Origin of the sequence: Paenibacillus aquistagni (genome assembly GCF_900177815.1) — a bacterium.
Classification (GTDB): Bacteria; Bacillota; Bacilli; order Paenibacillales; family Paenibacillaceae; genus Paenibacillus_B; species Paenibacillus_B aquistagni.
Map to the genome: position 1 here is coordinate 821,074 of NZ_FXAZ01000001.1, position 23,823 is coordinate 844,896.

The 23,823-nt window shown below is 47.4% G+C and carries 11 protein-coding genes; 10 read left to right on the forward strand and 1 reads right to left on the reverse strand.

From position 1 onward, the window contains the following. Positions 1–5 precede the first annotated feature (5 nt). The gene (locus B9Y93_RS03815; protein ID WP_085493009.1) at positions 6–13,649 is read left to right on the forward strand and encodes a non-ribosomal peptide synthetase; all 13,644 of its coding nucleotides are present in this window, start codon (positions 6–8) and stop codon (positions 13,647–13,649) included. A gap of 80 nt (positions 13,650–13,729) precedes the next feature. On the opposite strand, the gene B9Y93_RS03820 is transcribed toward B9Y93_RS03815, so the two are convergent. Then, entirely contained in the window at positions 13,730–14,365 is a 636-nt protein-coding gene (locus B9Y93_RS03820; RefSeq protein WP_085493010.1) for a 4'-phosphopantetheinyl transferase family protein, read from the reverse strand. Between the two features lie 361 nt (positions 14,366–14,726). Here B9Y93_RS03820 and B9Y93_RS03825 point away from each other — a divergent pair, with 361 nt between their 5' ends. The 9 genes from B9Y93_RS03825 (at position 14,727) to B9Y93_RS03865 (ending at position 23,799) form a co-directional block, all read left to right on the forward strand. Next, positions 14,727–15,218 (forward strand): GNAT family N-acetyltransferase, encoded by a 492-nt coding sequence (locus B9Y93_RS03825; RefSeq protein ID WP_169025731.1) that lies wholly within the window; start codon positions 14,727–14,729, stop codon positions 15,216–15,218. A gap of 51 nt (positions 15,219–15,269) precedes the next feature. Next, positions 15,270–15,767, forward strand: a complete 498-nt coding sequence (locus tag B9Y93_RS03830; RefSeq protein ID WP_085493012.1) for an NUDIX hydrolase — start codon at positions 15,270–15,272, stop codon at positions 15,765–15,767. A gap of 155 nt (positions 15,768–15,922) precedes the next feature. After that, the gene (locus tag B9Y93_RS03835) at positions 15,923–16,396 is read left to right on the forward strand and encodes a DUF2663 family protein (protein ID WP_085493013.1); all 474 of its coding nucleotides are present in this window, start codon (positions 15,923–15,925) and stop codon (positions 16,394–16,396) included. Between the two features lie 92 nt (positions 16,397–16,488). Further along, complete coding sequence (locus tag B9Y93_RS03840) at positions 16,489–17,217, forward strand: DUF1361 domain-containing protein (protein WP_085493014.1); 729 nt, start codon at positions 16,489–16,491, stop codon at positions 17,215–17,217. A 125-nt stretch (positions 17,218–17,342) separates the two neighbouring features. Continuing rightward, complete coding sequence (locus B9Y93_RS03845; RefSeq protein WP_085493950.1) at positions 17,343–19,037, forward strand: M3 family oligoendopeptidase; 1,695 nt, start codon at positions 17,343–17,345, stop codon at positions 19,035–19,037. Positions 19,038–19,429: 392 nt separating this feature from the next. Next, the gene (locus B9Y93_RS03850; protein ID WP_085493015.1) at positions 19,430–21,781 is read left to right on the forward strand and encodes a M13-type metalloendopeptidase; all 2,352 of its coding nucleotides are present in this window, start codon (positions 19,430–19,432) and stop codon (positions 21,779–21,781) included. Between the two features lie 194 nt (positions 21,782–21,975). After that, positions 21,976–22,398 (forward strand): DUF2500 domain-containing protein, encoded by a 423-nt coding sequence (locus B9Y93_RS03855; RefSeq protein ID WP_085493016.1) that lies wholly within the window; start codon positions 21,976–21,978, stop codon positions 22,396–22,398. A 166-nt stretch (positions 22,399–22,564) separates the two neighbouring features. Next, complete coding sequence (locus B9Y93_RS03860; RefSeq protein WP_085493017.1) at positions 22,565–23,056, forward strand: GyrI-like domain-containing protein; 492 nt, start codon at positions 22,565–22,567, stop codon at positions 23,054–23,056. A 278-nt stretch (positions 23,057–23,334) separates the two neighbouring features. Continuing rightward, on the forward strand, positions 23,335–23,799 hold the full coding sequence (locus tag B9Y93_RS03865; protein ID WP_085493018.1) for a hypothetical protein: 465 nt from the start codon (positions 23,335–23,337) through the stop codon (positions 23,797–23,799). The last annotated feature ends 24 nt before the right edge of the window (positions 23,800–23,823 follow it).

Below are 23,823 nucleotides of genomic sequence, written 5' to 3' on the forward strand. Positions count from 1 at the left end.
ACCGAATGAGCCGAAAGTTTAGAATGAGCTCCGCTCAAAAGAGATTGTTTGTCATGGATCAGCTGCAGCCAGCGAGCATTACGTACAATATCCCTATTCTCTTGAAAGCGAATGGAGAATTGGATCCTGCTCGATTAAACGAAGCCTTGAATCAGCTGTGCAAGAGACATGAGCTGCTGAGAACTCATTTTGTCCATATCAAAGACAAGTTTCTTCAAGTTATTGAGGACGAGGTTCATTTTGAGCTGGAGTATGGAGAGGACACTCTTGAGCATGTGCAGGATTGCTTCCAGCAATTCATTCGTCCCTTTGACTTAAGCCAAGCACCGCTAATGCGGGCCAAGATTGTGCAGGTGGAGCGTAATGAGAGCGTGCTGATGCTGGACATACATCATATCATTTTCGATGATGGCTCAACAGCTGTGCTGCTTAATGAACTATCAGAGCTGTATAACGGAGGCCTTTTGCCTGAATTGCGTGTTCAATACAAGGACTTCAGCGCTTGGCACAATGCAAAAGACTGGACAGTGCAGGAGCAGTACTGGCTTCGTGAGCATGAGAGCGAGCTTCCCGTCTTGGAGTGGACTACGGACTACTCTCGGCCAATGGAGCAAAGCTTTGCAGGCGATCGAATGGTCTCTTGCTTGAGTGAGAAGCTGCAAGCAGACATCAAGGCTCTTAGCAAGCGTACGGGAGCAACAGATTACATGATTCTATTGTCAGCTTTCATGCTTCTCCTCAGCCGCTATAGCCGTCAGCAGGATATCGTGGTCGGCAGTCCGATCGCAGGTCGTGTTCATCCTGAATCACAACAGATGCTTGGGATGTTTGTAAACACGCTTGCGATTAGAGGACAGCTAAGACCAGAAGATTCATTCGAAACTTGGGTACACGCCATGAAGGAGAAGTGCCTAAGCGCGTATGAGCATCAAGAATATCCTTTTGAGATGCTGGTTGAAAAAGTGATGGGGGAGCGAGACCCTGCACGCCATCCGATGTTTGATGTCATGTTTGCCTTAAATCATGAAGCGGAGGCCTTCTCGATTGGGGGGCTGGAGCTTACGCCGCTCGAATTCAACTTCAACGTTGCCAAGTTCGATTTGACCGTTAGCATGCAGGAAACGAGCGCAGGATATGTGCTCGATTGGGAATACTGCACGGCATTATTCAAGCAGGAGACCATTGAACGGATGGCGCTTCACTTCGAAGCGCTGCTAGAAGATGCTTTAAAGAGACCGCAGGTGCCGCTTGCGGAGCTGTCGATGATGACTGCACAGGAGCAGGCACAAGTGATGCACGTATTCAATGAGACGGAGCATCCATATCCACAAGGGTTGACCGCCATTCAACTCTTCGAAAGCCAAGCTGCGGCTGCTCCAAAACGCGCAGCGGTGGCGTTCAACGGACAGGAGCTTACGTATCAGGAGTTGAATGCGAGAGCAAACGAGGTGGGGCGCAGGCTGCGTGCGTTAGGCGTCGGACCGGATAGCATCGTCGGGCTGGTGACAGGGCGCTCGCTGGAGATGATCATCGGCATCTACGGCATCTTGAAGGCGGGAGGCGCTTATCTGCCTATCGATCCTGCTCATCCGATCGACCGCATTCGCTATATGCTAGCCGACAGCCAAGCGCCGGCTGTGTTGGTTGGACCCGGAGGGGAGCAGGTCCGTGAATTGCTCTTCGATCTCGCCGAGGTAATTGATCTCGCGGAAGCAGGGCAAGGATCGCCGCATGAGCAAGAGTCGCGTGGGAATCTTGAGCCTCTGGCTGAGCCGCATCACCTGGCTTATGTGATTTACACGTCAGGGACGACGGGACAGCCAAAGGGGGTCATGATCGAGAATCGCAGCCTTGTCCATCTTGCCGAGTGGCAGCGAGTCGAAGGCGAGATGAATGAGCACAGCGTCATGCTGCAGAAGTCAACCTATATTTTTGACGCTGCGGTATGGGAAATCTTCTCCAGCACGCTCACGGGCGCCAAGCTCATGATGGCCACGGAGTCCGAGAACGAAGATCCGGAGCTGCTCTTGAACCTGATTCAGCAGCATAAGGTCACGGACGCGCTCATCGTACCGTCTGCCTTCCGCATGCTGCTTGACTATGCAGAGGTTCATGGCAAGGAGGAGGCGCTGCGAGCATTCAAGCGAATCTATCTCGGCGCAGAGCCGGTTACGCCTGATCTGCTAGAGCGATACGTCCGCATTACCGGACATGGGGTGGAGCGATTAACGAATCTGTACGGACCAACGGAAGCGACGGTGTGCGTCACCTCGCTACGATTCCAGCCTAAGGCTCGCTATGATTCCATCCCGATTGGTAAGCCGTTGTGGAACACGCAGATCTATGTGATGAACGGCGATTCCCTATGTGGAATTGGTGTTCCGGGCGAGCTGTGTGTGGGTGGAGCAGGGCTTGCGCGAGGTTATCTGAACCAGCAAGAGCTGACAGCAGAGAAGTTTGTCAAGCATCCTTACCGGGCAGGCGAGCGGCTGTATCGAACGGGAGATCTTGCCCGGTGGAGCGCTGAAGGGAACTTGGAGTACTTGGGGCGCATCGGGGAGCAGGTCAAGATTCGCGGCTTCCGCATCGAGCTGGGTGAGATTGAGAGCAGGCTGAGGGAGATTCAAGGCGTGCAGGATGCGGTTGTCACCGTGAGAGAAGATCAAGGTGAAGCTATGCTGTGCGGTTATGTGGTGAGTTCCACGCCACTTGATCTTAGCAAGATGAAAGAGCAGTTGGCGGTTCATCTGCCTTCCTATATGATCCCTGCTCATCTGATCCAAGTGGAGCAGCTGCCGCTGACTCGAAGCGGCAAGGTGGACCGTAAAGCGCTCCCTATGCCAGTGCTAGTCAGCGAGCGCGTATATTCGGCTCCTCGGGATGAAGTAGAGGAGCACATGGCACAGATTTTTGCAGACGTATTAGGTGTTGATCAAGCAGGAATTGATGACAGCTTCTATGAGCTCGGCGGCGATTCGATTAAGGCCATTCGCATCGTGTCGAAGCTTCGTGAGGCGGGGTATGAGCTGCAAGTCAAGTCCATCATGCAAGGACGAACGATTCGAGCGATTCGGCCTATGGTATCCAAGCAGCAGCTAGTTGTTGATCAGGCGCTCGTTACTGGAATTGTGGAATGGACGCCGATTCAATCAGCGTTCATACAGAGCGGTATTGCGCACCCGCATCATTTTAATCAATCCTTCCTGCTTGAAAGCACGAGCTTGTTAAACCGTGTAAGCCTAGAGCAGTCCCTGACCGCTTTAGTTCAGCATCACGATATGCTTCGAGCCGTTATTCGCGACGGCGTCCAAGTTGTCCGCGGTATAGGGGATGGTGAGCTTTACAGCCTGATCGACAGGAATATGAAGGATAAAGAAAGCAAGGAAGAGCTATATCAAGCAATTGAACAATGTGCCAATCAGATACAAGCGAGTATGGATCTTGCTAATGGCCCCTTGCTTAAAGCAGCTGTATTCCGTTCAAGGCAAGGAGATTATTTGTTCTTGTGCATCCATCACCTCGTTGTGGATGGGGTGTCTTGGCGCATTCTTCTAGAGGACCTGAATAAAGGCTACAGTATGGCTGAGTCTGGTCACAAGCCTATATTCCCGCCTAAGACCCACTCCTACCAGCAATGGAGTGACGGGCTGAGACGCTACCGCAACCGCCCTCAGCTGCTTGCAGAGCTCCCGTATTGGAGAGAGGTGGAGCGCAAGGTAAGTGCAAGCAAGCTTAAGCCAATGGCCTCGGAGTGTCATGCAGCTACGGGCTATCTGGAATGGGCTCTAAGCGAAGAAGCAACACGTGAGCTTCTGCAGACTGCAGGCCGTTCCTATCACGCTGAAGCGAATGACCTGCTTCTGACAGCCCTTTATCGAGCGATTCAACTTCTAACCGGGCAGCATACGGTATCGGTTCTTACGGAAGGCCATGGCCGTGAATCCATTGGCGAGCCAGCCATCATTGATCGAACGGTTGGATGGTTTACAAGCATGTATCCTACCGCGATTGATGGCATTGGCGGTTCAATAGATGAAGATATCATTTTGACCAAGGAAAGCTTAAGACGCATTCCGAATCATGGCCTGGGCTACGGCGTTCTAAAGGCTATAGGAGAAGAGCAAGCGCTTGAAGGCACAGCACCTGACATTACCTTTAACTTCCTTGGCGAATTCGGACAAGAGAGCGGCTTGGAGGGCTGGAAGCTAAGTGATGCACCGCGCGGTCTCGATGTGTCTTCGGACAATCACTTCGGCAGCATGCTGTCTTTGAATGGGGCCATCATGAATGGCGTATTGCAAATGTCTGTCATGTACAACAAGCAGCAATACAACACTGATTTTGCAGTACAACTGGCGGATCGGTTCAAAATGCAGCTGGAATTGATTCTCGCTCATTGTGCTGGAATAGAGCTTCCTATATGGACGGCATCTGATCTAGGGGAATTAACTTGGAGCCATCGAAGTTTCACCACGATTAAGCAGCGTTATGCTGATCACGGTTATCAGATCGAACGGATTTATCCGCTCACTTCTTTGCAGGAAGGGATGTTGTTTCATAAGCTCGAAGACCAGCAGGCCTCTAGCTACGTTGTTCAAACCCTATATCGGATCAGCGGTCCATTGCATGTAGACGCCTTGCGGGCAAGCTTGCAGCTTCTAGCCGAACAACATGAGGTGCTGCGCACAAGCATCGTACATCTGGATGCCGAAGAGCCTAGGCAGATGCTGATTCAAGGCAGAGAAGTGGAATTTCTGTTCACCCAAGCCTCTGATCAGGATCATTCTTCGGCAAGACTGGAAGCCATCTGCGAAGAGGATGTAAAGCGCGGTTTTGATCTGGAGCATGACAGCTTGGTTCGATTGCATGTGATTCAGCTGGAGGATCAGGAATATCGGCTTCTGATGAGCTTCCATCACATCATCATGGACGGCTGGTGCATGTCGATCATAATGAATGACCTTCAAGCCTTCTACACCAAGCTTGTTCAAGGTGTGGAGCTGGAAGATTTGCGCGCTGAGGCAACAAACAATCAGACGAAGTACGAGGATTATGTTCGATTGATTGCAGAACGTGACCATTCTCATGATATGGCTTATTGGGAAGAGCTGCTTCAAGGCTACGAAGAAGCAAGGGGAATACGCCCTCAGGGCTATGCCGAGCAGAATCAAGATGCTGAACCCGTTCGCTATGAAGAGCTGCTGCTGGATGAAGCCTCCACTCGTCAATTAGAGTCATACTGCAAAGCGCATGGAATCACGTTGAATACGCTGGTAGAGGCCGCATGGGGTATTGTGCTGCAAAGGTACAACAACACGCAGGATGTGGTATTTGGCAAGGTCGCTTCTGGGCGCAATGTGGATCTGCAAGGCATTGATCAGATGGTCGGGTTATTCATCCATACCCTCCCTGTGCGGGTGAGAACAGTGGAGAAGCAAACGATTGCTGAGCTGCTTGCACAGCTCCATGATCAGGCTCTGCATACCGCCCAGCATGAGATCAGCTCTCTCGTTGAGATTCAAGCTTCTACCGGCTTGGGCAGCCCCCTTATTCAATCCCTGCTTGCCTTCGAAAACTATTACGAACAGGATGCTGCCGCCACAAGTTCCCTTCCATTGGAGCTTATGGCGGCTAGAGAACAGACCAACTATCCACTTACGTTACTGGCGAATAAATCCAAAGTGCTGGGATTCCGCTTTATGTATGATACGAGCTTATACACCCAGGAGGAAGTCGCTCGTTTGCTCAAACGGCTTAAGCTGGCACTAATGCAGATGGCGGAGCAGCCTGCTCTGCCTGTAGCTCAGATTGATCTGCTGGATGAGGCGGAACATAAGCAGGTTGCCCTTCATTTCAATGATACATCTACCTCTATTAATCGAGAACGAACCGTTGTGGAGTTGTTTGAGGAGCAGGTGAGTCGCAAGCCTAATGAGGTTGCGGTCGTCTCGGAAGCGATGAATCTTACCTATGGCGAATTGAATGCCAAGGCGAATCAGCTTGCAGGCATGCTAAGAGCCAAGGGTGTTAAGCCAGATCAGCTGATCGGCATTACTGCGGAGCGAAAAGTAGAGACGATAATTGGGCTGGTTGCGATCTTGAAAGCTGGCGGGGCTTATCTGCCAATTGATCCGAAATATCCTGAGCAGCGCATTCAATATTTGCTTGAGGACAGCAGCACGAGCTTGATCTTAACGACCGAATTTGATTTTTCGTTCATAAATATGAAGCCATATGCGAATCAAACGGAGTTGCTGCATTTAAGGGACGAGAGCCTGTATCAAGGTCCAACTGCGAACCCTGAACGGGTGAATGCAGCTCATGATCTTGCTTATGTCATCTATACATCTGGAACGACAGGCCAGCCTAAAGGCGTGATGATCGAACACCTAAGCATTAATCGTTTGGTACAGGACACGCAGTATGTGGACTTTTCCCAGATTCGTATTCTGCAAACCGGCTCTTTGGCCTTTGATGCCTCGACCTTTGAAATCTGGGGAGCGCTCCTTAATGGAGGGGAGCTTTATCTAGTTGATGAGGAAGTCCTTACAGATACACAAGCGCTAAAGCAGGCGATTCAACATTATCAGGTGAACACCATGTGGCTGACCGTATCCTTGTTCAATCACATGGTGATGGAGGATGTGTCGGCATTTGACACCTTGACGAATCTCCTTATCGGAGGCGAACAGCTGTCTCCTATTCATGTGAAGCGTCTATTGGATCATAACTCGAATATTAAGCTGATCAACGGCTATGGGCCGACGGAGAGCACAACCTTTGCCGTAACCCATCCAATCCATGATGCTGCATGCATTCCAATCGGAAGCCCGATTGCCAATACCGAGGTCTATATCATGAACGGCGATCAACTGTGCGGTATTGGAATGCAAGGAGAGCTGTGCATCGCAGGCATTGGATTAGCAAGAGGGTATCTAAACAAGCCTGAGCTGACAGCAGCCAAGTTTGTCTCTCATCCAGAGCAACCAGAGAAACTCATCTATCGAACAGGAGACCTCGCGTGCTGGCGGGCAGACGGTGTCATCGATTACTTAGGCAGAATCGATGAACAGGTCAAAATTCGAGGCTTCCGAATCGAGCTTCACGAGATTAAGAGCAAGCTGATGGAGCTTGAGCACATTCAGGATGCGGCTGTCATAATGATCGAAGAAGCGGGAGAAAAGCATCTATGCGGTTATGTTGTAGCGGATTATAAACTAGATCTTCAAGCGGTAAAGTTAGGCCTAAGCGACGTCTTGCCTTCCTACATGATTCCTTCTCAGCTCATTCAACTGGAGATCCTGCCTGTAACGCGCAACGGGAAGCTGGATCGATCAGCGCTTCCAAAGCCCTCCTTCTCTGCCGGCTCCAATTATACGGCGCCGCGAGACGAGGTGGAGGCGCGAATTGCAGAAGCATTTTCAAGTATTTTGGGAGCTGAAACGATTGGCATTCATGATAGCTTCTTCGAGCGAGGAGGGCATTCGCTCCGAGCGACTCGCTTGATCAATGCAGTAGAGCAGTCCTGTGGTGTCCGAATTCCGCTGCGTGAGGTTTGGAATCTAGAGACGGTTGCTAGGCTTGCAGATTGGGTTAGAAGCAGTGCTGCGCAGCAGCTTGAGCCCATTCCGAGACAGTCCGATCAGAAGGACTACCCGATGAGTGCTGCACAAAAGAGGTTGTTTATTATCGAGCAGATGCAGGGTTCTGCGATCACGTATAATATGCCCAGCATGCTGAGAGCTCGCGGCAGACTTGATCTTCAGCTGCTGCAGCGCGCATTATCAGAATTGGTTGCAAGGCATGAGATTCTGCGCACAAGCTTTGCTATGGTGCAAGGTGAGCCTGTACAAACCATAGCCGAAGCAGCAGAGTTGCAATTGGAGTATGGTGAAGGCAGCGAGTTGGAGACTGAAGCGTTATTCCAAGCTTTTATTCGCCCATTTGATCTGGGCAAGGCCCCTTTAATGCGGGCGAAGGCGGTTCGTTTGCAGGATGATTCCTTCCTTTTCATGCTTGATATGCATCATATGGTTCATGACGGCGCGTCGGCAGCCATTCTGCTTCATGAGCTGACAAGACTTTATAATGGCGAGATTCTGTCAGCACCTCCCTTGCACTATAAGGACTACAGCATATGGGAGCAAAGCAGAGATCTGGAGCCGCACAAGAACTACTGGCTTCAGCATTTTGAAGAAGAAATTCCAGTGCTTGATCTGATTGCTGATCATCCAAGGCCGCAGCATAAATCCTATCGCGGCAGCAATGCTCAAAGCGCCTTGAGTCTTGAACTAACAGAAGCTGTGAAAAGGGTTAGCCAACAACAAGGAGCTTCCGAGTTCATGATTCTGCTCTCGATCTTCATGCTGCTGCTAAGCCGCTATTCGAGACAAGAAGATATCGTTGTAGGAAGTCCGATCGCAGGACGCGTACATCCTGACACTGAACAGATGCTTGGCATGTTCGTGAATACCCTTGCAATCAAAGGAAAGCTTTTGCATGAAAGCACCTTTGAGGACTACCTTGTTCAGATGAAGGAGATTTGCCTAAAAGCCTTTGAGCATCAGGAGTACCCGTTCGATCTGCTGGTAGAACAGGTTGCTTCGGAGCGGGATATGTCTCGACACCCAATCTTTGATGTCATGTTTGCGCTGCAAAACAACGAAGAGGCCGTGCTTCAGTTTAATGGGACATCTCTTGAACCAGTGGATTACAACTACCAAGTAGCCAAGTTCGATCTAACCTTAACCATAGCAGAGTCGAATGAGGGCTATGTGCTCAACTGGGAATATGCAACCGATCTGTTCAACCGTGAAACGATTGAACGAATGGCACTGCACTTCAACGAGCTTGCTATTCATGCCTTGGAGGACCCTTCACAACAGCTAAGCGAGATATCGGTTCTGTCCGATGATGAGATCAGCATGCTGTTGAATCATTTCAACCCGGCTGATTCCTGGCATGAGAATGATAAGACTGTTGTTGCTTGCTTTGAGGAGCAGGTCATGCGTACGCCTGACAAAATTGCCATTCAAGGCTATGAGGGCAAGCTAACGTATCGAGAGCTTAATGAGCAGGCCAATCAGCTGGCTCATCGGCTCCGTCAGCTTGGCATCGATAGAGATCAATTCGTGGGCATCATGGCAGAACGCCGAATCGAAACCATTGTAGGGCTCGTTGCGATCCTTAAGGCAGGTGGGGCTTATGTTCCGATCGATCCGAAATACCCGCTGAATCGCATCTCGTATTTGATTCAGGACAGTGATTGTTCCGTTATGCTGACAAGTGAATTCGACCTGTCGCAATTGGAGTATAAGCCTGAACATATTATCCAGCTTGCGCATCCTGTTGGCTGCACGGATCAGGCCGGTCATTCTGCTAATCCGACGCAGGTCAATCATCCGAAGGACCTTGCTTATGTGATCTATACCTCCGGTACGACAGGCGAGCCGAAAGGCGTGATGATTGAGCATCATAGCATCAATCGTCTGGTTATCCATACGAATTACGCGGATTTCAAGGATGTGCACATTTTGCAAACGGGTTCGCTAGCCTTTGATGCTTCTACCTTCGAAATATGGGGGGCGCTGCTTAATGGCGGCACACTCTACCTTGTGGAAGAAGATGTCTTAACAAGTGCCGCGTTATTTAAAGAGGCGATTCAGGACTTTGGGATTAATACGTTGTTTATAACAACGGCCTTGTTTAATCAGCTGATTTCGTTGGATCATGAAATATTCGACTCTCTGACCCAGCTTCTCTTTGGGGGAGAGGCCACCTCCGAAGAGCATGTTGACTTGCTCGCTTCACGTAATCCAAGTCTACGCTTCGCGAATGTATACGGACCTACAGAATGCACCACATTCGCTACCTGCTATCGTATTCCCGCACAACGTGAGCGCAGCAAGACGCCGATTGGGGCGCCTATTGCGAATACGACGGCTTATGTCATTCAGAATGGCGTTATGTGCGGCATTGGCATTCCTGGCGAGCTGCATATTGGTGGAGCAGGGGTTGCTAGAGGATATCTGAATCGACCGGAGCTGAGCAAAGAGAAATTCGTGGAGAATCCTTATCGAAGGGGAGAACGCATGTATCGGACGGGAGATCTCGTGCGTTGGACGGCGGATGGACAGCTTGAGTATCTAGGACGCATGGATCAGCAGATTAAGCTGCGCGGCTACCGGATCGAACTAGGCGAGATTGAAAGCCGCATTCGAGAACTTCACGGTGTTAAAGACGCGGCTGTGATGGTTAGACAGGAGAAGGGGCCGGCACTCTGCGCTTATATCGTTGCCGATCATGATCAGGATGATAGTCTGATGAAAAGTCAACTGGCGGAGCGGCTGCCGTCCTATATGATCCCCTCTTACTTCATTAAGCTGGATCAGCTTCCGCTCACTAGAAATGGCAAGCTGGATAAAAAAGCGCTCCCTGTTCCGCAGAGTGCTTCAATAGAGGAATATACGGCTCCGCGAGACCAAGTGGAGCTGGCGCTAGCGGATGTGTTTGAGCATATTCTTGGGGCATCAAGAGTCGGAATTGACGACAGTTTCTACGACTTGGGCGGAGATTCCATCAAAGCGATTCGCATGGTTTCGAAGCTTCGAGAGTATGGATATGAGCTTAGCGTAAGAATGATTATGCAGGCCAAAACAATTCGATCCATCCGCAAGAGCATGATTCATGCTCCTATCGTCAGCATTGACCAACGAGAGGTCAGTGGAATGGCGATGCTGACGCCAATCCAGATGGATTTCTTTGCAGAATGCTTGGCAGTCCCTTCGCATTTTAATCAATCCTTTATGATCGAGACGAAGGACCGTTTGGATGTACCTAGTCTCGAAAGGGCACTTAATGCAGTCATTCTTCATCATGACATGCTGAGGGCGGTATATCCTGCAGATACCCAAATCATCCGTACAGGTGACGAAGGGCTAAGGCATGAGCTGACCTTCCAAGACTTATCTGCAATGGAGGAGTCAGAGCAGCTGTTTGCTCAAATGGAAGAAGAGGCGCTCAAGGTGCAGCAGAGCATGGATATGTTTTTTGGGCCGCTAGTCAAAGCAGCTGTCTACCGTGCGAAGCATCTTGATTACTTATTCCTCTGTATCCATCATCTTGTTGTGGATGGCATCTCATGGCGAATTGTTCTAGAGGATCTGAATACAGCTTATGGAATGGCTCGTGAAGGAAGAGAAATCGTACTCCCGCCGAAGACATTATCCTATCAGGACTGGGCGAATGCACTCATCAAGTATCGCGAGAGCGAGGAATTGCTTCACGAGATTCCATATTGGCAGTCCGTTGAGGAACTGGCAGCGAAGAGCAGTCTAAAGTGGCATGAGCCAACACCAACCGCTTGCGGTGAAGGATTAGGACAGGTCAGCATTGCACTTACAAGCGAGCAGACCATGAATCTGCTGTACAAGGGAGGAAGGGCTTATCAAACGGAGATTAATGACTTGCTGCTCGCAGCCCTGTTCCGCTCCATTCATCGTCTAACCGGGCAGCAGAGCATGGCTGTTAATATGGAAGGGCACGGCAGAGAACCAGTCGGAGAAGCGTTGTTGATTGATCGAACGGTTGGCTGGTTCACGAGTGTATATCCGGTTGCGATAGATGGAATTGGAAAGAGCGTGAAGGAAGACATCTTATCAACGAAGAATTGCTTGCGCCACGTTCCGAACCGAGGCATTGGCTACAGTGTATTGAAGACATACGGGGATTTTGCCGTAAGAGGCATTCGGCCAGCTATTACGTTTAACTATTTAGGTGAATTCGGCCAAGACGGCAGCTTCGATGGATGGTCGATCAGCGATGCGCCGCGAGGATCGGATATTGCTAAAGAGAATCGCTTTGGAACGCCAATCTCAATCAATGGAATGATCACGGATGGCACTCTTCGCATGATGGTGAGCTATGATCGAGGATTTGCAAGTGACGCGATTATGAACAAGCTAGCGAAGGCATTTGAGCACGAGCTCGTTGCGATAACGGAACACTGTGTTCAAATCCTGCCAATCGAATCAGCTTCTCAGCAAGATCAGTCTCCTCAGTGGAACGATGGCAGCTTCGAGCTTCCGGTGTTTGTATGGTATGTGCTAAATGAAGATAGTCTGCTGAAAACCATACAATGTGAGGATAGATTGTATGAGGTTCTCTTTGTCAGCCATCTAAGCCAAGACATGCGCCGACGAATCGTATCTATGGTTGCGGAGCACAAGATGTCGCACCATCTCCCTCATTACATTTTGCACATGGATGCATTTGAACAAGCTTCGCCAGTAATGAGTCGAGAAGATTTCTTTGAATTATGCGCAGATCAAAATGAGCCCCAAATAAGGACTGGCGAGGTACAATGCCGTTTAGAATGCTTTAATGAAGCAGAGCAGGGGGAAGAAGCAGCCGGTTATTCCTATGAACCTACTTTATTACAAGCTTGCTTCTTAGCTGCAAAGGGCACCATTGTGACGGAGAGAATCTCTTTTGAGGGGCATCATGAACAGACAGCCATCTTGGAAGCACTTCAGCAGCTGATTCGTGAGCAGACTGCCTTGCGCAGTTATTACAGATATTCAGGCGAAGAGAGGCTTATTAGAGAGCTGGCTTATTGCGATAAACCATTTATCCCATTGTTTGATCTGTGCTACGCAACTTCAGCTGAGCATGAGCAGGCAGATCAACTGCTGCATGAGCTGCGCTCAGAGGAATATTGTGAAGGAGCTTGGCATCGGCTAGTGAAGCTCCTTGTCACAAAGGATTCGGAGAAGTATTATACCCTGCACCTATTTGCACATCACAGCGTGTGGGACAAATCAAGCAGTCAGCTCTTTAAGGAGCGATTCCTTCAACAGCTTGCTTATTCATCTTCTTCTAATGTCATCCAATCGCTGGGACGGTATTCGATGTACATTGAGGAAGTGAAGCGGGGGAAAGGTGATGAAGAGGCGGAACTTATCCCAGCGCAGAAGCCGACTGATTTTATTAGAAGCATGTCAGATTACAGCTGCTTCAATGCCAATAACACACTGCGGCGTTCGGTTGTCTCTTTGTTGAAAATGGGTCCTAAGGTGAATATTCTCTATAAGGAAAAGCCATGGGATTTACTGCTGCATCTGCTGAAGGTAATTGCGAAGGAGAATAAGCTCCTGCAAGAGGATCAGGTCCTGCCTGTATTTATTCTTCAAGATGACCGGGGAGCATGGACTCAGGATTATTCGGCTACACTGGGCGCATTTTTGGATCTGCTGCCTATAGCGCTTGATTGCCATTCGGAACCGAAGAGATTGGTGTCCATGCAAGAGCAGGTCGAGGAGCTTCAGAAAGTGAAGCGGTCCCGCCATTTGCATTACTTAGAGCGCCTCTCTTCGCTTAGTGTGAACTTGGCACAGATCGTTCCATCCATGCTGTCTATTAATTTCCAAGGGGCGTTTGATCTGACCTACGAAGGTGTGCAGCAAATGCTTAAGGGCAGCAATATGATGAATACGTCTGAAATCTATGTAAACAGCTACGCCGATTATCTTGTTATTTGCTATCCGTTGTTCGAACGGTTGTCAGGATCTCTCGAAGGCGTATTGCAGCAGGAGTTAGAGCAATTAGAATACGAGCTTGAAGCATGGACGACACATCCAGTACGGAAATGATGATTCCATCATTATGATCCGCATGGGAGCCCATTGCATATATCATTCACAGCTTATGTGCTGGGCTCCCGATTTTTTTGTCAGCATAGATCGATAAGGGATAAATTATGTATATGTAACGGTGATTCTAGTGAGCAGATGCTCATCCAATAGCGTGGTTGGCGATATTGTAGAAAGTAGCAGTTGTATTGATAGAAGGAAGCGTCGACAGGGCTTGAAAAATCCAGCCTGGACATATGGTCGGTGATGCCGCTTCCCGTCATTTTCAGGTAGCTTTCCTTCAATGTCCAGTAGCGGATAAACAAGGCCTCAGGATCTGAACTCGAGCGAAGCTGCTCCAACTCTTCAGGACTGCACACCATCGCAGCGACATTCGGATCGTAGGGCACCATATTTTGAACATCAATGCCGATTTCTTGGTCGGAAATAGCGACGGCTACGCATTCCTCGCAATGACTAATATTGAAGTAAATATGGGGGAAGTCCAACAAATAAGGCTTCTGATTGCTTCGATAGCCAAAGCGCAGCGGTTCAGTGATGGAATATTCCTGCTTCATGCCGTATGCAAGCAGCAAATAGGTGACAATACTCATTTTTTTGTCAATCCAGTGCTTATAGCGGTGAACTTTGAGCTGTCTGTCTTGAGGCAGTCTGCTCAGGTGCTGCATGCATATTTCCTCGGTAAACAGATCCAAGGATTCAAAATAATAAATCATAGGTGAAACCTCTCTGTAATATTATATTTTTATAAATACAGCGTAAGCCTATAGGTAGGCTACACTCCATTATGATGGCATACACAAAAATTAACAACGCTTAAATCTAATGTAACAAACAACTTTCATTCGTTATAGAAACGTAAGCCGCCTAATCAGGCGGTATTTTTGTTGCAATCTTGCCCTGTTAAGAATTTGTAATGACTGGTGGCAGGAATTTTTGGTGGCGTCTTATAGACGGAAGCGTTATAATCAATCATACCTTAGATGAATATGTTATGTACTTTTTATGAAAAGGCCCCTCCGACAATCACATAGATCAGGATGTGGGCCTATTACTTTTTGATGGGGAGGGATGAACATGAATGTTCAGATCAGACGCGCGAAAACCAGCGATTATGAGAATGTATCGCGATTAATCAGACAGGTTCACCGTTTGCACGTCCATGCTCGTCCTGATATTTATGAAGATAGCGATTATCCAATGGAACGAGATTATTATGAGTATATTGTGCACTTGAGCAGATTTCAGATCTGGGTGGTGGAGCAGGAATCAGATAAGAAGCTTATCGCCTATGCGATGACACGTGTGAACGAAGAGGCGTCTAGACCGATATTTCGAACTCGCAAAATACTGATCATCGATGATTTATGCGTCGATGAAGACCGTCGAAGCCAAGGTCTTGGCCGAATGCTGTGGGAGCATATACTCGCATATGCTGAAGAAGTCCAAGCGGAGAGCATTGAGCTTGGCGTATCAGAATTTAACCGAGAAGCGATATTGTTCTATGAACATTTAGGCATGAAGACTAGAAGCCGACGAATGGAGATGGGGCTTCGAGTTCATGAGTAGCCGAGCGCGGCTATTCGAGGACACGAACACACGGATTGAAGGGAGTTCAACATGAGCAGCTATCGTTATTGTCCCGTATGCGCGAAGCCGCTCTTGCAGTTATTGTATCAGGGCAAGCCCTATGTCGAATGTGAAGAGAAGCACTTTCTTCATTATGATACACAGGCTGTAGGAGCTGCTGCGATTATTGTTCATGAAGGCAAGCTGCTCTTGGAGAAGCGCGCGGTTGAGCCTGGAAAAGGCTGTTGGGGACTGCTGGGCGGCATGGCAGAGCCAGGTGAGCAGATCACGGAATGTGTAGTACGAGAAGTACAGGAGGAGTCTGGCCTTGAGATTCAAATCACAAGATTATTGGATGTTCAGGGCGGACATACGACTTGCGTTGTCTTCTATGAAGCCATCGTTACAGGAGGACAACTATTCGTCTCATCCGAATCAACTGAGCTTCGATGGTATGACCTAAGCGAGATTCCCTATGAGCAGCTTGCTTTTCAATCTCATCTTGTCATGATTGAGCGGTGGTTGTCAGATATTCAAAAAATCAAATGATCTTGCAGGTCTTATAGGGATCAATCATCGGGGAGAAGGCATTTCGCAGAAACGGACTGCCTTCTTTTTTTAAATGTGGGGATCCTCTCTTTTTCTATGTTGGTCAGCAAGAAGTTATAGACAACCGCATATACTTTTGATGAGGTGATCTGTCTATGGCTTCCAACAAGGACAGCAAACAGCTCTTGAACGAGCTTCAGGAGCTGCCAATATCAGAAGATGTTAAATTCCTGCTGCTTGAACTTACGAAACGAAAGAACAAAATGAACCAGCTGAAAATGCGCCTTAGACTACTCTCCATCATTAACACTGGACTAGCTGTTATTCTTCTATTCTGGCTAGTCAAGATGAGTCAAATCAGCCATAAGGATGTATTTGATGTGCTTAGCTATTTGGGGTCAAGCAAGGCTTCTGTCTTGTTTGTCATCCTATCGATCTCATCGATGATTCTCACCCAATCGGTCTCCAAAGAATACAACAAGCAAAAAAAGAAATATGATGATCTGAGAGAAGAAGCGATATCTCGACTCAACACTGGATGGAAAGGCAATGAATCCTCGCGTGTAAGGGATATGATCTCTTCGCTCATGGATAAGATCAATGGTGTAAATCTGCGTCATACGAAGTAGAGATGTATGAAATCTTGCTACCTGACGTTTTTTAGATGCAATAAAGTCTCAACCTTGTGTTGAGGCTTTTCTATTACAGAGAGGTGCAACATATGCATAACCGAGTACAATCGCAAGTTCTGTTTTATGTTCTCATGACGACATTATTATTGGCATTCTCTATAGGCTGCTTGTTATTTGCCGCATGGCTGCGCTATGACACGGGAAGAAACATGTATACTTTTCTTCGCTGGGATATGTTTCTTGCTTGGGTTCCGCTAATCGTGATGGGCGCATTCATCATGATGCAACGAATAGATGTGATTAAAGGGACGGTATTACGAAAGTTGCTATCGCTGCTTATCTTCGCAGTGTGGCTTGCCTTTTACCCGAATTCCGCCTATCTCGTTACCGATGCGCTTCATGTTTATATCCACTATAAGATTGAGCCTGGGATCAGATTTGCCCATGAGTTAGAGTTCTGGCTGCATCATCTGTTATTCCTGTTTGCAGCATTGATTGGACTAGCGCTTGGGAGCTATTCCCTATATATCCTGCATCAGCGATTGAATGAACGATGGAATAAAGTGTTCAATTGGTCCATGATTGTGGCGATACTGCTCTTAAGCAGCATCGGCATATATATTGGTAGATTTATTCGCTGGAATAGCTGGGATCTCGTCTTGCAGCCGATCACGATTGTTACGGACAGTGTAGAAGCGATGACTACTGAAGCCAATGCACCCTTGTTTGCCGGGTTTACCGTGTTGTTCTTCCTGCTGCAGCTTTTGAGTTACATGCTCTTTTATGTGGCGGGACAATATGGGAAGAACAAGCAATAATCGAACACTGGTAAGCAGAATTTGCGTCAAGATTAAATATAGAAGTACTGTGCTTGTCAATTGATAGATAAATTATGGTATTATAATCTTGTTTACAATATGAGTGAGAGAGGGTGCAGGACAAGATGAAGTTCAGTGAGCTTCCTTATGAACGTCCAGATGTAGAGCAGTTTGGACAGGACTTTAGAGCAAGATTGGAACAATTCCGCAACGCAGCTACCGCTGAAGAGCAGGATCAGGCAATGGCTCAGTTGAATGAGCTTCGCAACAATGTGGAGACGCTGTACACCATTGTAAGCATTCGTCACTCCGTAGATACGAATGATGAATTTTACAAGGCGGAACAGGAATTCTTTGATGAGCAGAGTCCTGTCGTTCAAGAGTACATAATGGAGTATTATCAGGAATTGGTGAAATCCAAGTTCCGTGAAACATTAGAAGCCAAGTGGGGAAGCCAGTTGTTCCGTCTGGCTGAGATGGCGCTTAAGACCTTCCATCCTTCGATCATTGAGGATTTGCAAGTCGAGAACAAGCTGTCAACGGAGTATTCTCAATTGATTGCTTCAGCAAAGATTCCATTTGAAGGCGAAGAGCGCACGCTGTCTCAACTGACGCCGTTCGAGCAATCGAAGGATCGCGCTATGCGCAAACGTGCTTCGGAAGCTAGATATCAGTTCATGGCAGAGCATGAAGCGGATCTTGACCGCATCTATGATGAGCTCGTGAAGGTTCGTACTAAGATTGCACACAAGCTTGGCTACAAGAACTACGTTGAGCTCGGTTATGCGCGAATGAACCGTATTGATTATAATGCTGAGATGGTAGCGAACTTCCGCAAGCAAGTAGAAGAGTATATTGTTCCATTGGCAACAAAGCTTAAAGAGCGCCAGCAAAAGCGCATTGATGTAGACAAGCTGTTCTACTACGATGAGTCTTTCAGCTTCAAATCAGGCAATCCTACGCCTAAGGGTGATCCTGAGTGGATTATCGCCAACGGGAAGAAGATGTATGATGAGCTGTCTCCGGAGATGAAGGAGTTCTTCAACTTCATGATCGATCACGAATTGATGGATCTCGTTAGCAAGAAAGGCAAGCAGGGCGGTGGATATTGCACATACATGAGCAAATATCAGTTCCCGTTCATCTTCTCCAACTTTAATGGAACATCTGGCGATATCGATGTACTGACTCATGAGGCGGGACACGCGTTCCAAGTGTATGAGAGCCGTCGCTTTGAGGTGCCTGAATACAACTTCCCAACGCATGAGGCATGTGAAATTCATTCCATGAGCATGGAATTCTTTACGTGGCCATGGATGAAGCACTTCTTTGAAGAGGATACGGATAAGTATCACTTTGATCATTTGGCATCGGCCTTGTTATTCCTTCCATATGGGGTATCCGTTGACGAGTTCCAGCATTTCGTATACGAGAACCCGGAAGCAACGCCGGCTGAACGCAAGCAGGCTTGGAGAGATATTGAGAAGAAGTATTTGCCGCATCGTGACTATGAAGCGAATGATTACTTGGAAAGAGGCGGCTTCTGGCAGAAGCAGGCTCATATCTACCAGTCTCCGTTCTACTACATTGATTATACGCTTGCTCAGGTATGTGCCTTCCAATTCTGGAAGCGCATGAATGAGGACTATAAGGCAGCATGGACGGATTACTTGAAGCTGTGTCAAGCAGGCGGCAGCAAGTCCTTCACAGAGCTTGTTGAATATGCTGGCTTAACTTCACCGTTCAAGGACGGCTGTGTAGCATCGGTCATTGACGTCATTGATGAGTGGCTTAGCAAGGTGGACGATTCGAAGCTGTAAGGCGTCGATATGTTATAGCATAACAACTGTATCAATAGTACCGAGAGGAATCCTGTCATGAAGGATTCCTCTTTTTTATTGATAAGTGTCATTAGAGAAAAAACACAGCGGACGAAGTACCGTACAGCATCTATAATATGGTTCTTCTGCTGGCTTAGACAAGGAAGAACGGGCGAAAATTTCAAAGATGAAATAAGTATGCAGGACCATTATCTGGTATAATATCCATATCGAATCAGAAGCATAGACCAATCTGGAAAAGGTATGCCGTGCTTTTTATAAACAAACGTCATCTATGACTTGGACAGCCTGAAGGTGCGCATTCTAATGCTGACTTGATCTTGGACAAGCTCGGCTTTGAATGATAAATATCCTTAGTAGGAGGCGTATAAATGAAAAGGTTTTCCTTAGTATTAGCTTTGATGCTTATGCTGATGTCAATGCCTGTAACGGCATTGGCGCAAGAGGCGGAGCAGGGCCTGACTAGAGGGGAGGTTGCCGATTATTTGCTGCTTGCAGCAGATGATTACACGCCTGGATTAACCAAAGAAGATTTGGTCAAAGGATATGGTAATGGCCAACATCTAGAGGACCAGCGCGTAACTAGGATTGAAGCGCTGATTATGCTCAGTCGTGCGTTTCCCAAGCTAAGCTCGCCTAAGGGAAATGATCTGCGAATTGGCAAGGTAAACGGGATGTTCACTGATGTTCCATCTTGGGCTAAGGAGGAGATTGCGAGGCTGTCTAGTGCGGGAATCCTGCTGGGTTACCCTGACGGAACGATCGGCAGATCAGACCGCATTACACAAGGTCAGCTAGAAGCGCTAACGAAGCGTATTTATGCACTGCAAGGCACGAATGCTGGTGATGACTTCTATGAATATGTAAATAAAAAATGGCTGAACGAATCTGTCATTGAAGCCGGCGAACCGATGAATGGAGCATTTGTTGAACTTGTTCGCCAGAATGAGAAGAACATAAAGAACATTGTGGACGACCTCTTGCAGACCAAGCATTCACCAGGCTCCAAAGAGCAGAAGATTACGGATTTCTATACGACTGCTTTGGACTTGGAGCACCGCAATGAACAAGGCATTGCACCTATCCAAGGGTATTTGGATGCTATCGAGAAGGCGGGCACGTTAGATGAGTTGTTTGCAGCCAACCTTAAGCTGGAGAAGGAGGCGAACTTCGGATCGCTTGCTTCATTTGGCGTCATGGCTGACGCTAAGAATAGTTCAGTGAATGCGCTCTATTTCTCAGGCATCGCAACGGGAATGGATAAGAACAGCTATTTATCAGGGGATGAGCGCAAGAAGCAGATATACTTGAAGTATTTGACGAAGCTGTTTGTGCTTGCAGGGGACAAGGAAGCTCAAGCAAAAAAGCAGGCGGAAGCTGTCTATGCAATGGAGAAAGAGCTTGCCGCTGCTTCGCTCGATGTTCATGAGCAAGGGGATGTGAACAAGTATTACAATCCATATACGATGGAACAGTTTGCTGCCTTGTACCCTTCCTTTGCAATGACGAAGCTTATGAAGGAGACGGGGCTAGGGCAGACGGACAAAGTAATTGTTACGGATGTAGGGCTTGCAAAAAAGAGTGCCGAATATCTATCCAGCAGCCATGTTGATGTATTGAAATCATACATGAAGGCGTCACTGCTTATGAAAGCTAGCACGATGCTGACTGACGAATTAGCTCAGGCTGCTAAAGCGTTCACTGCTGAAATGTACGGTGTGGAAGGCGAGAAATCTCAGCAAGACATTGCGCTTCAACTAACCACGTCCACGTTATCTGATTTGCTTGGTGAAATTTACGCAGAAGCGTACTTCTCCAAAGAAGCAAAGCAGGATGTAGAATCAATGGTCAAGCAATTTATCGAAGTATATAAGAAGCGTATAATGGCTTTGGACTGGATGTCTGATCAGACAAAAGCGAAGGCTGTGAAGAAGCTTGAGAAAATGACAGTGAAGATTGGCTATCCAGACCAATGGAATGATACATTGAAGGATGTTAAGATCGCACCACCTGAACAAGGAGGCTCCTTGCTGAGCAATCTAGTTGCTATAAATAACGCTTATATCGAGAAACAAAAGGCTTCTCTCGGCAAGAGTGTTGATAAAGGCCAATGGATAATGAGCGTATATGAAGTAAATGCTTACTACAATCCTCTTAATAATGAGATTGTGTTTCCGGCAGGCATTCTTCAAGCACCATTCTATGATCTAAAGGCAAAGCCTGAGGCAAACCTAGGCGCAATCGGCATGGTGATAGCACACGAGATTAGTCATGCCTTTGATAATCTTGGCTCTTCGTATGATGAAAATGGAAATGCGAATAATTGGTGGACCACGGAAGACTACGAAAAGTTCGAGAAGAAGCTTCAGAGCGTAATTGAATTCTATGACGGTATTGAAGTCATTCCTGGCGTATACAATCAAGGCAAGTTAACGGTTAGCGAGAATGTCGCTGATCTTGGCGGAATGGCGGCTTCGCTCCAGGTGGCCTCCATGCTGTCCAAGCCGGATTACAAGTCCTATTTTGAAGGTTATGCAGCCATATGGCGTTCAACGATGACAAGAGAAATTGCACATTATTTAACAACGGTTGATACCCATTCTGCAAACAAGGTGCGGGTGAATCGAACTGTATCTAACTTTAAGGAATTCTATGAAGCGTATGGGATAGAGTCGACGGATGCATTGTATGTTGCGCCTGAAGAACGTGTAAGCATCTGGTAGATGGAATTCAATTAACCAGATCGAGAAGAGCCCTGTTGGTTTCGTTGTCTTTTGATGGACAATGAGCATATGCAGGGTTCTTTTTTAGGCAAAGCAAATGTTTACATCAGAAGTGAAGTTTTTAGTACACAACATAGGTAATATATGGTATAAATAGAGAGGTGCCTTCTTTGAAGCTTAAAAGGAGTGAGTTTATGACGCCATTTGGCAACTTTAGTCATGACTTCGGCTTCTTCCAAGAACTCCCCTCTGAACTTAGCTTTCTCTTCGGTATTTTGCTTCTGTTGTTTATGCTTGTATCCGCGCTCAAGTTATGGAAAGGCAGTTTAACTGGAGGCGGACATTCCTCTCGTGTTGTTAAGTTTGGTCAGGTGAAGATGAAGCGGAAGGAAGTATGGAGTACACTCATAAGGTCGAGACCTAGCCTGTCTTATTATATTACCTTTGAGGTAGAGAATGGTGTAAGCCTTGAACTATCCGTAAAAAAACGCGATTATGGAATGATTATCGAAGGAGATTACGGGGAGCTGATCTACCAAGGAGATCAACTTCTGGAATTTATTCGAGACCTCTCGATCCAAAAAAGCCGCAAGCTAAAACAATCACAACCCTTATAGCTGTAACCTCCCGAACGGTTCACTTCACGTTTCGCAATACTCCTGCTATCACCCAATTTGTACCATGATCACCCATTAGACTTCGATTAAGAAGATAATCATGTGGCATGACGTTTTGCCCAATAACCATACATTAGGATATAAGCTTCTGGCGAGGTGATTGGACATGTTTGTTACGCGGGTTGAGCGAGCTCAATTCTCATTATTGGTGGTAAAAGTGGCATGCAGCGGAGAAGCGGTGCGACAGGGGTGGAAAGAGCTTTATCAACGCTTAGACCCCGATTCCATGCAGAGACTGACAGCCGCTTCTTACGGATATGTGCTTGTGCCGGAATGGCAGTGGGATAGCGGAGTTCGGGATCTATGGGTAGGTATTAAGGCGTGGCCGGAGATGACAGCTCCTGAGGGAACAGCAGTGATAGACATTCCTGAGCGTCAGTATGCCAAGATTCGTGTTCATGGTGATCGCAGGAAAATGGAAGAAGCTTATGAGGAGCTTAATCGATGGTTTATGCAGTCAGAACTGGAGCGAGATACGAGTATATCTTCATACAGCATTGAAGCCAATGCTTTGTTTCCGGTAAATCCGTTTGACATCCCAGCGCATGTAATTTCTTATTTCCAGTACGACATTTATGCCCCAATCAAGCCGAACTGATCGGGAGTGAATAGCAGACGGGACAATATTTCAATTGAAATATTGTCTTTTTTTTGAATAAGTAGTTACAAATTTGTGAAGTTAGGATATAATAATAGTAAATAAGACGAATTTGTGACAACTGCATGTAAGGGTTGACTTCGCAACACGACTCGCAATCTACGCTCTTTTACACCAAGAATGACTTCTTCAGAACGTTATGGATTCCAACTCATATGCGATGGAAGAAAAGGGTTATTGAACTTGTGTAAACGCTTGCAAAGGAAAGGGGTCTTACGATGAAAATTCACATGGGATCATTTGAGGTGCGCAATCCCGTTACTCACTTGCAGGTAGTAGGTGTCATTTTGCTTATGTGTGCAAGTCTATATAGCACAACAGCGATCTTCCGAATGCACTATCCGATTCTCACCTACCTGTTAATCGCCTGGCTGCTCGGCTGCTTTGGATATCTTGGCTACATTATTAAGATGGTTAAGCAAGACTCGAAGCTGCTGGCTTTTGATGGCGATGCACTGCTTGTTCGGGAACAGCGTGTTGCTGCCAAGGAGATTGAGAGCATAACGATTATGGACGGCTACAAACAGGCTGTTGGGTTAAAGCTCAAAGGGAAGCGGATGATCGCTGTGCATTTAAGCTTTAGCTTTGTACAAGGCGAACAAGAAGGAATTCGAGCGTTAGAGGAATGGGCACACGAAAATCAAATCGAAATATCACGCGGACATTTCTTCAGATGGATATAAGCAAGGAGCCCCTAAAGGCGCAAG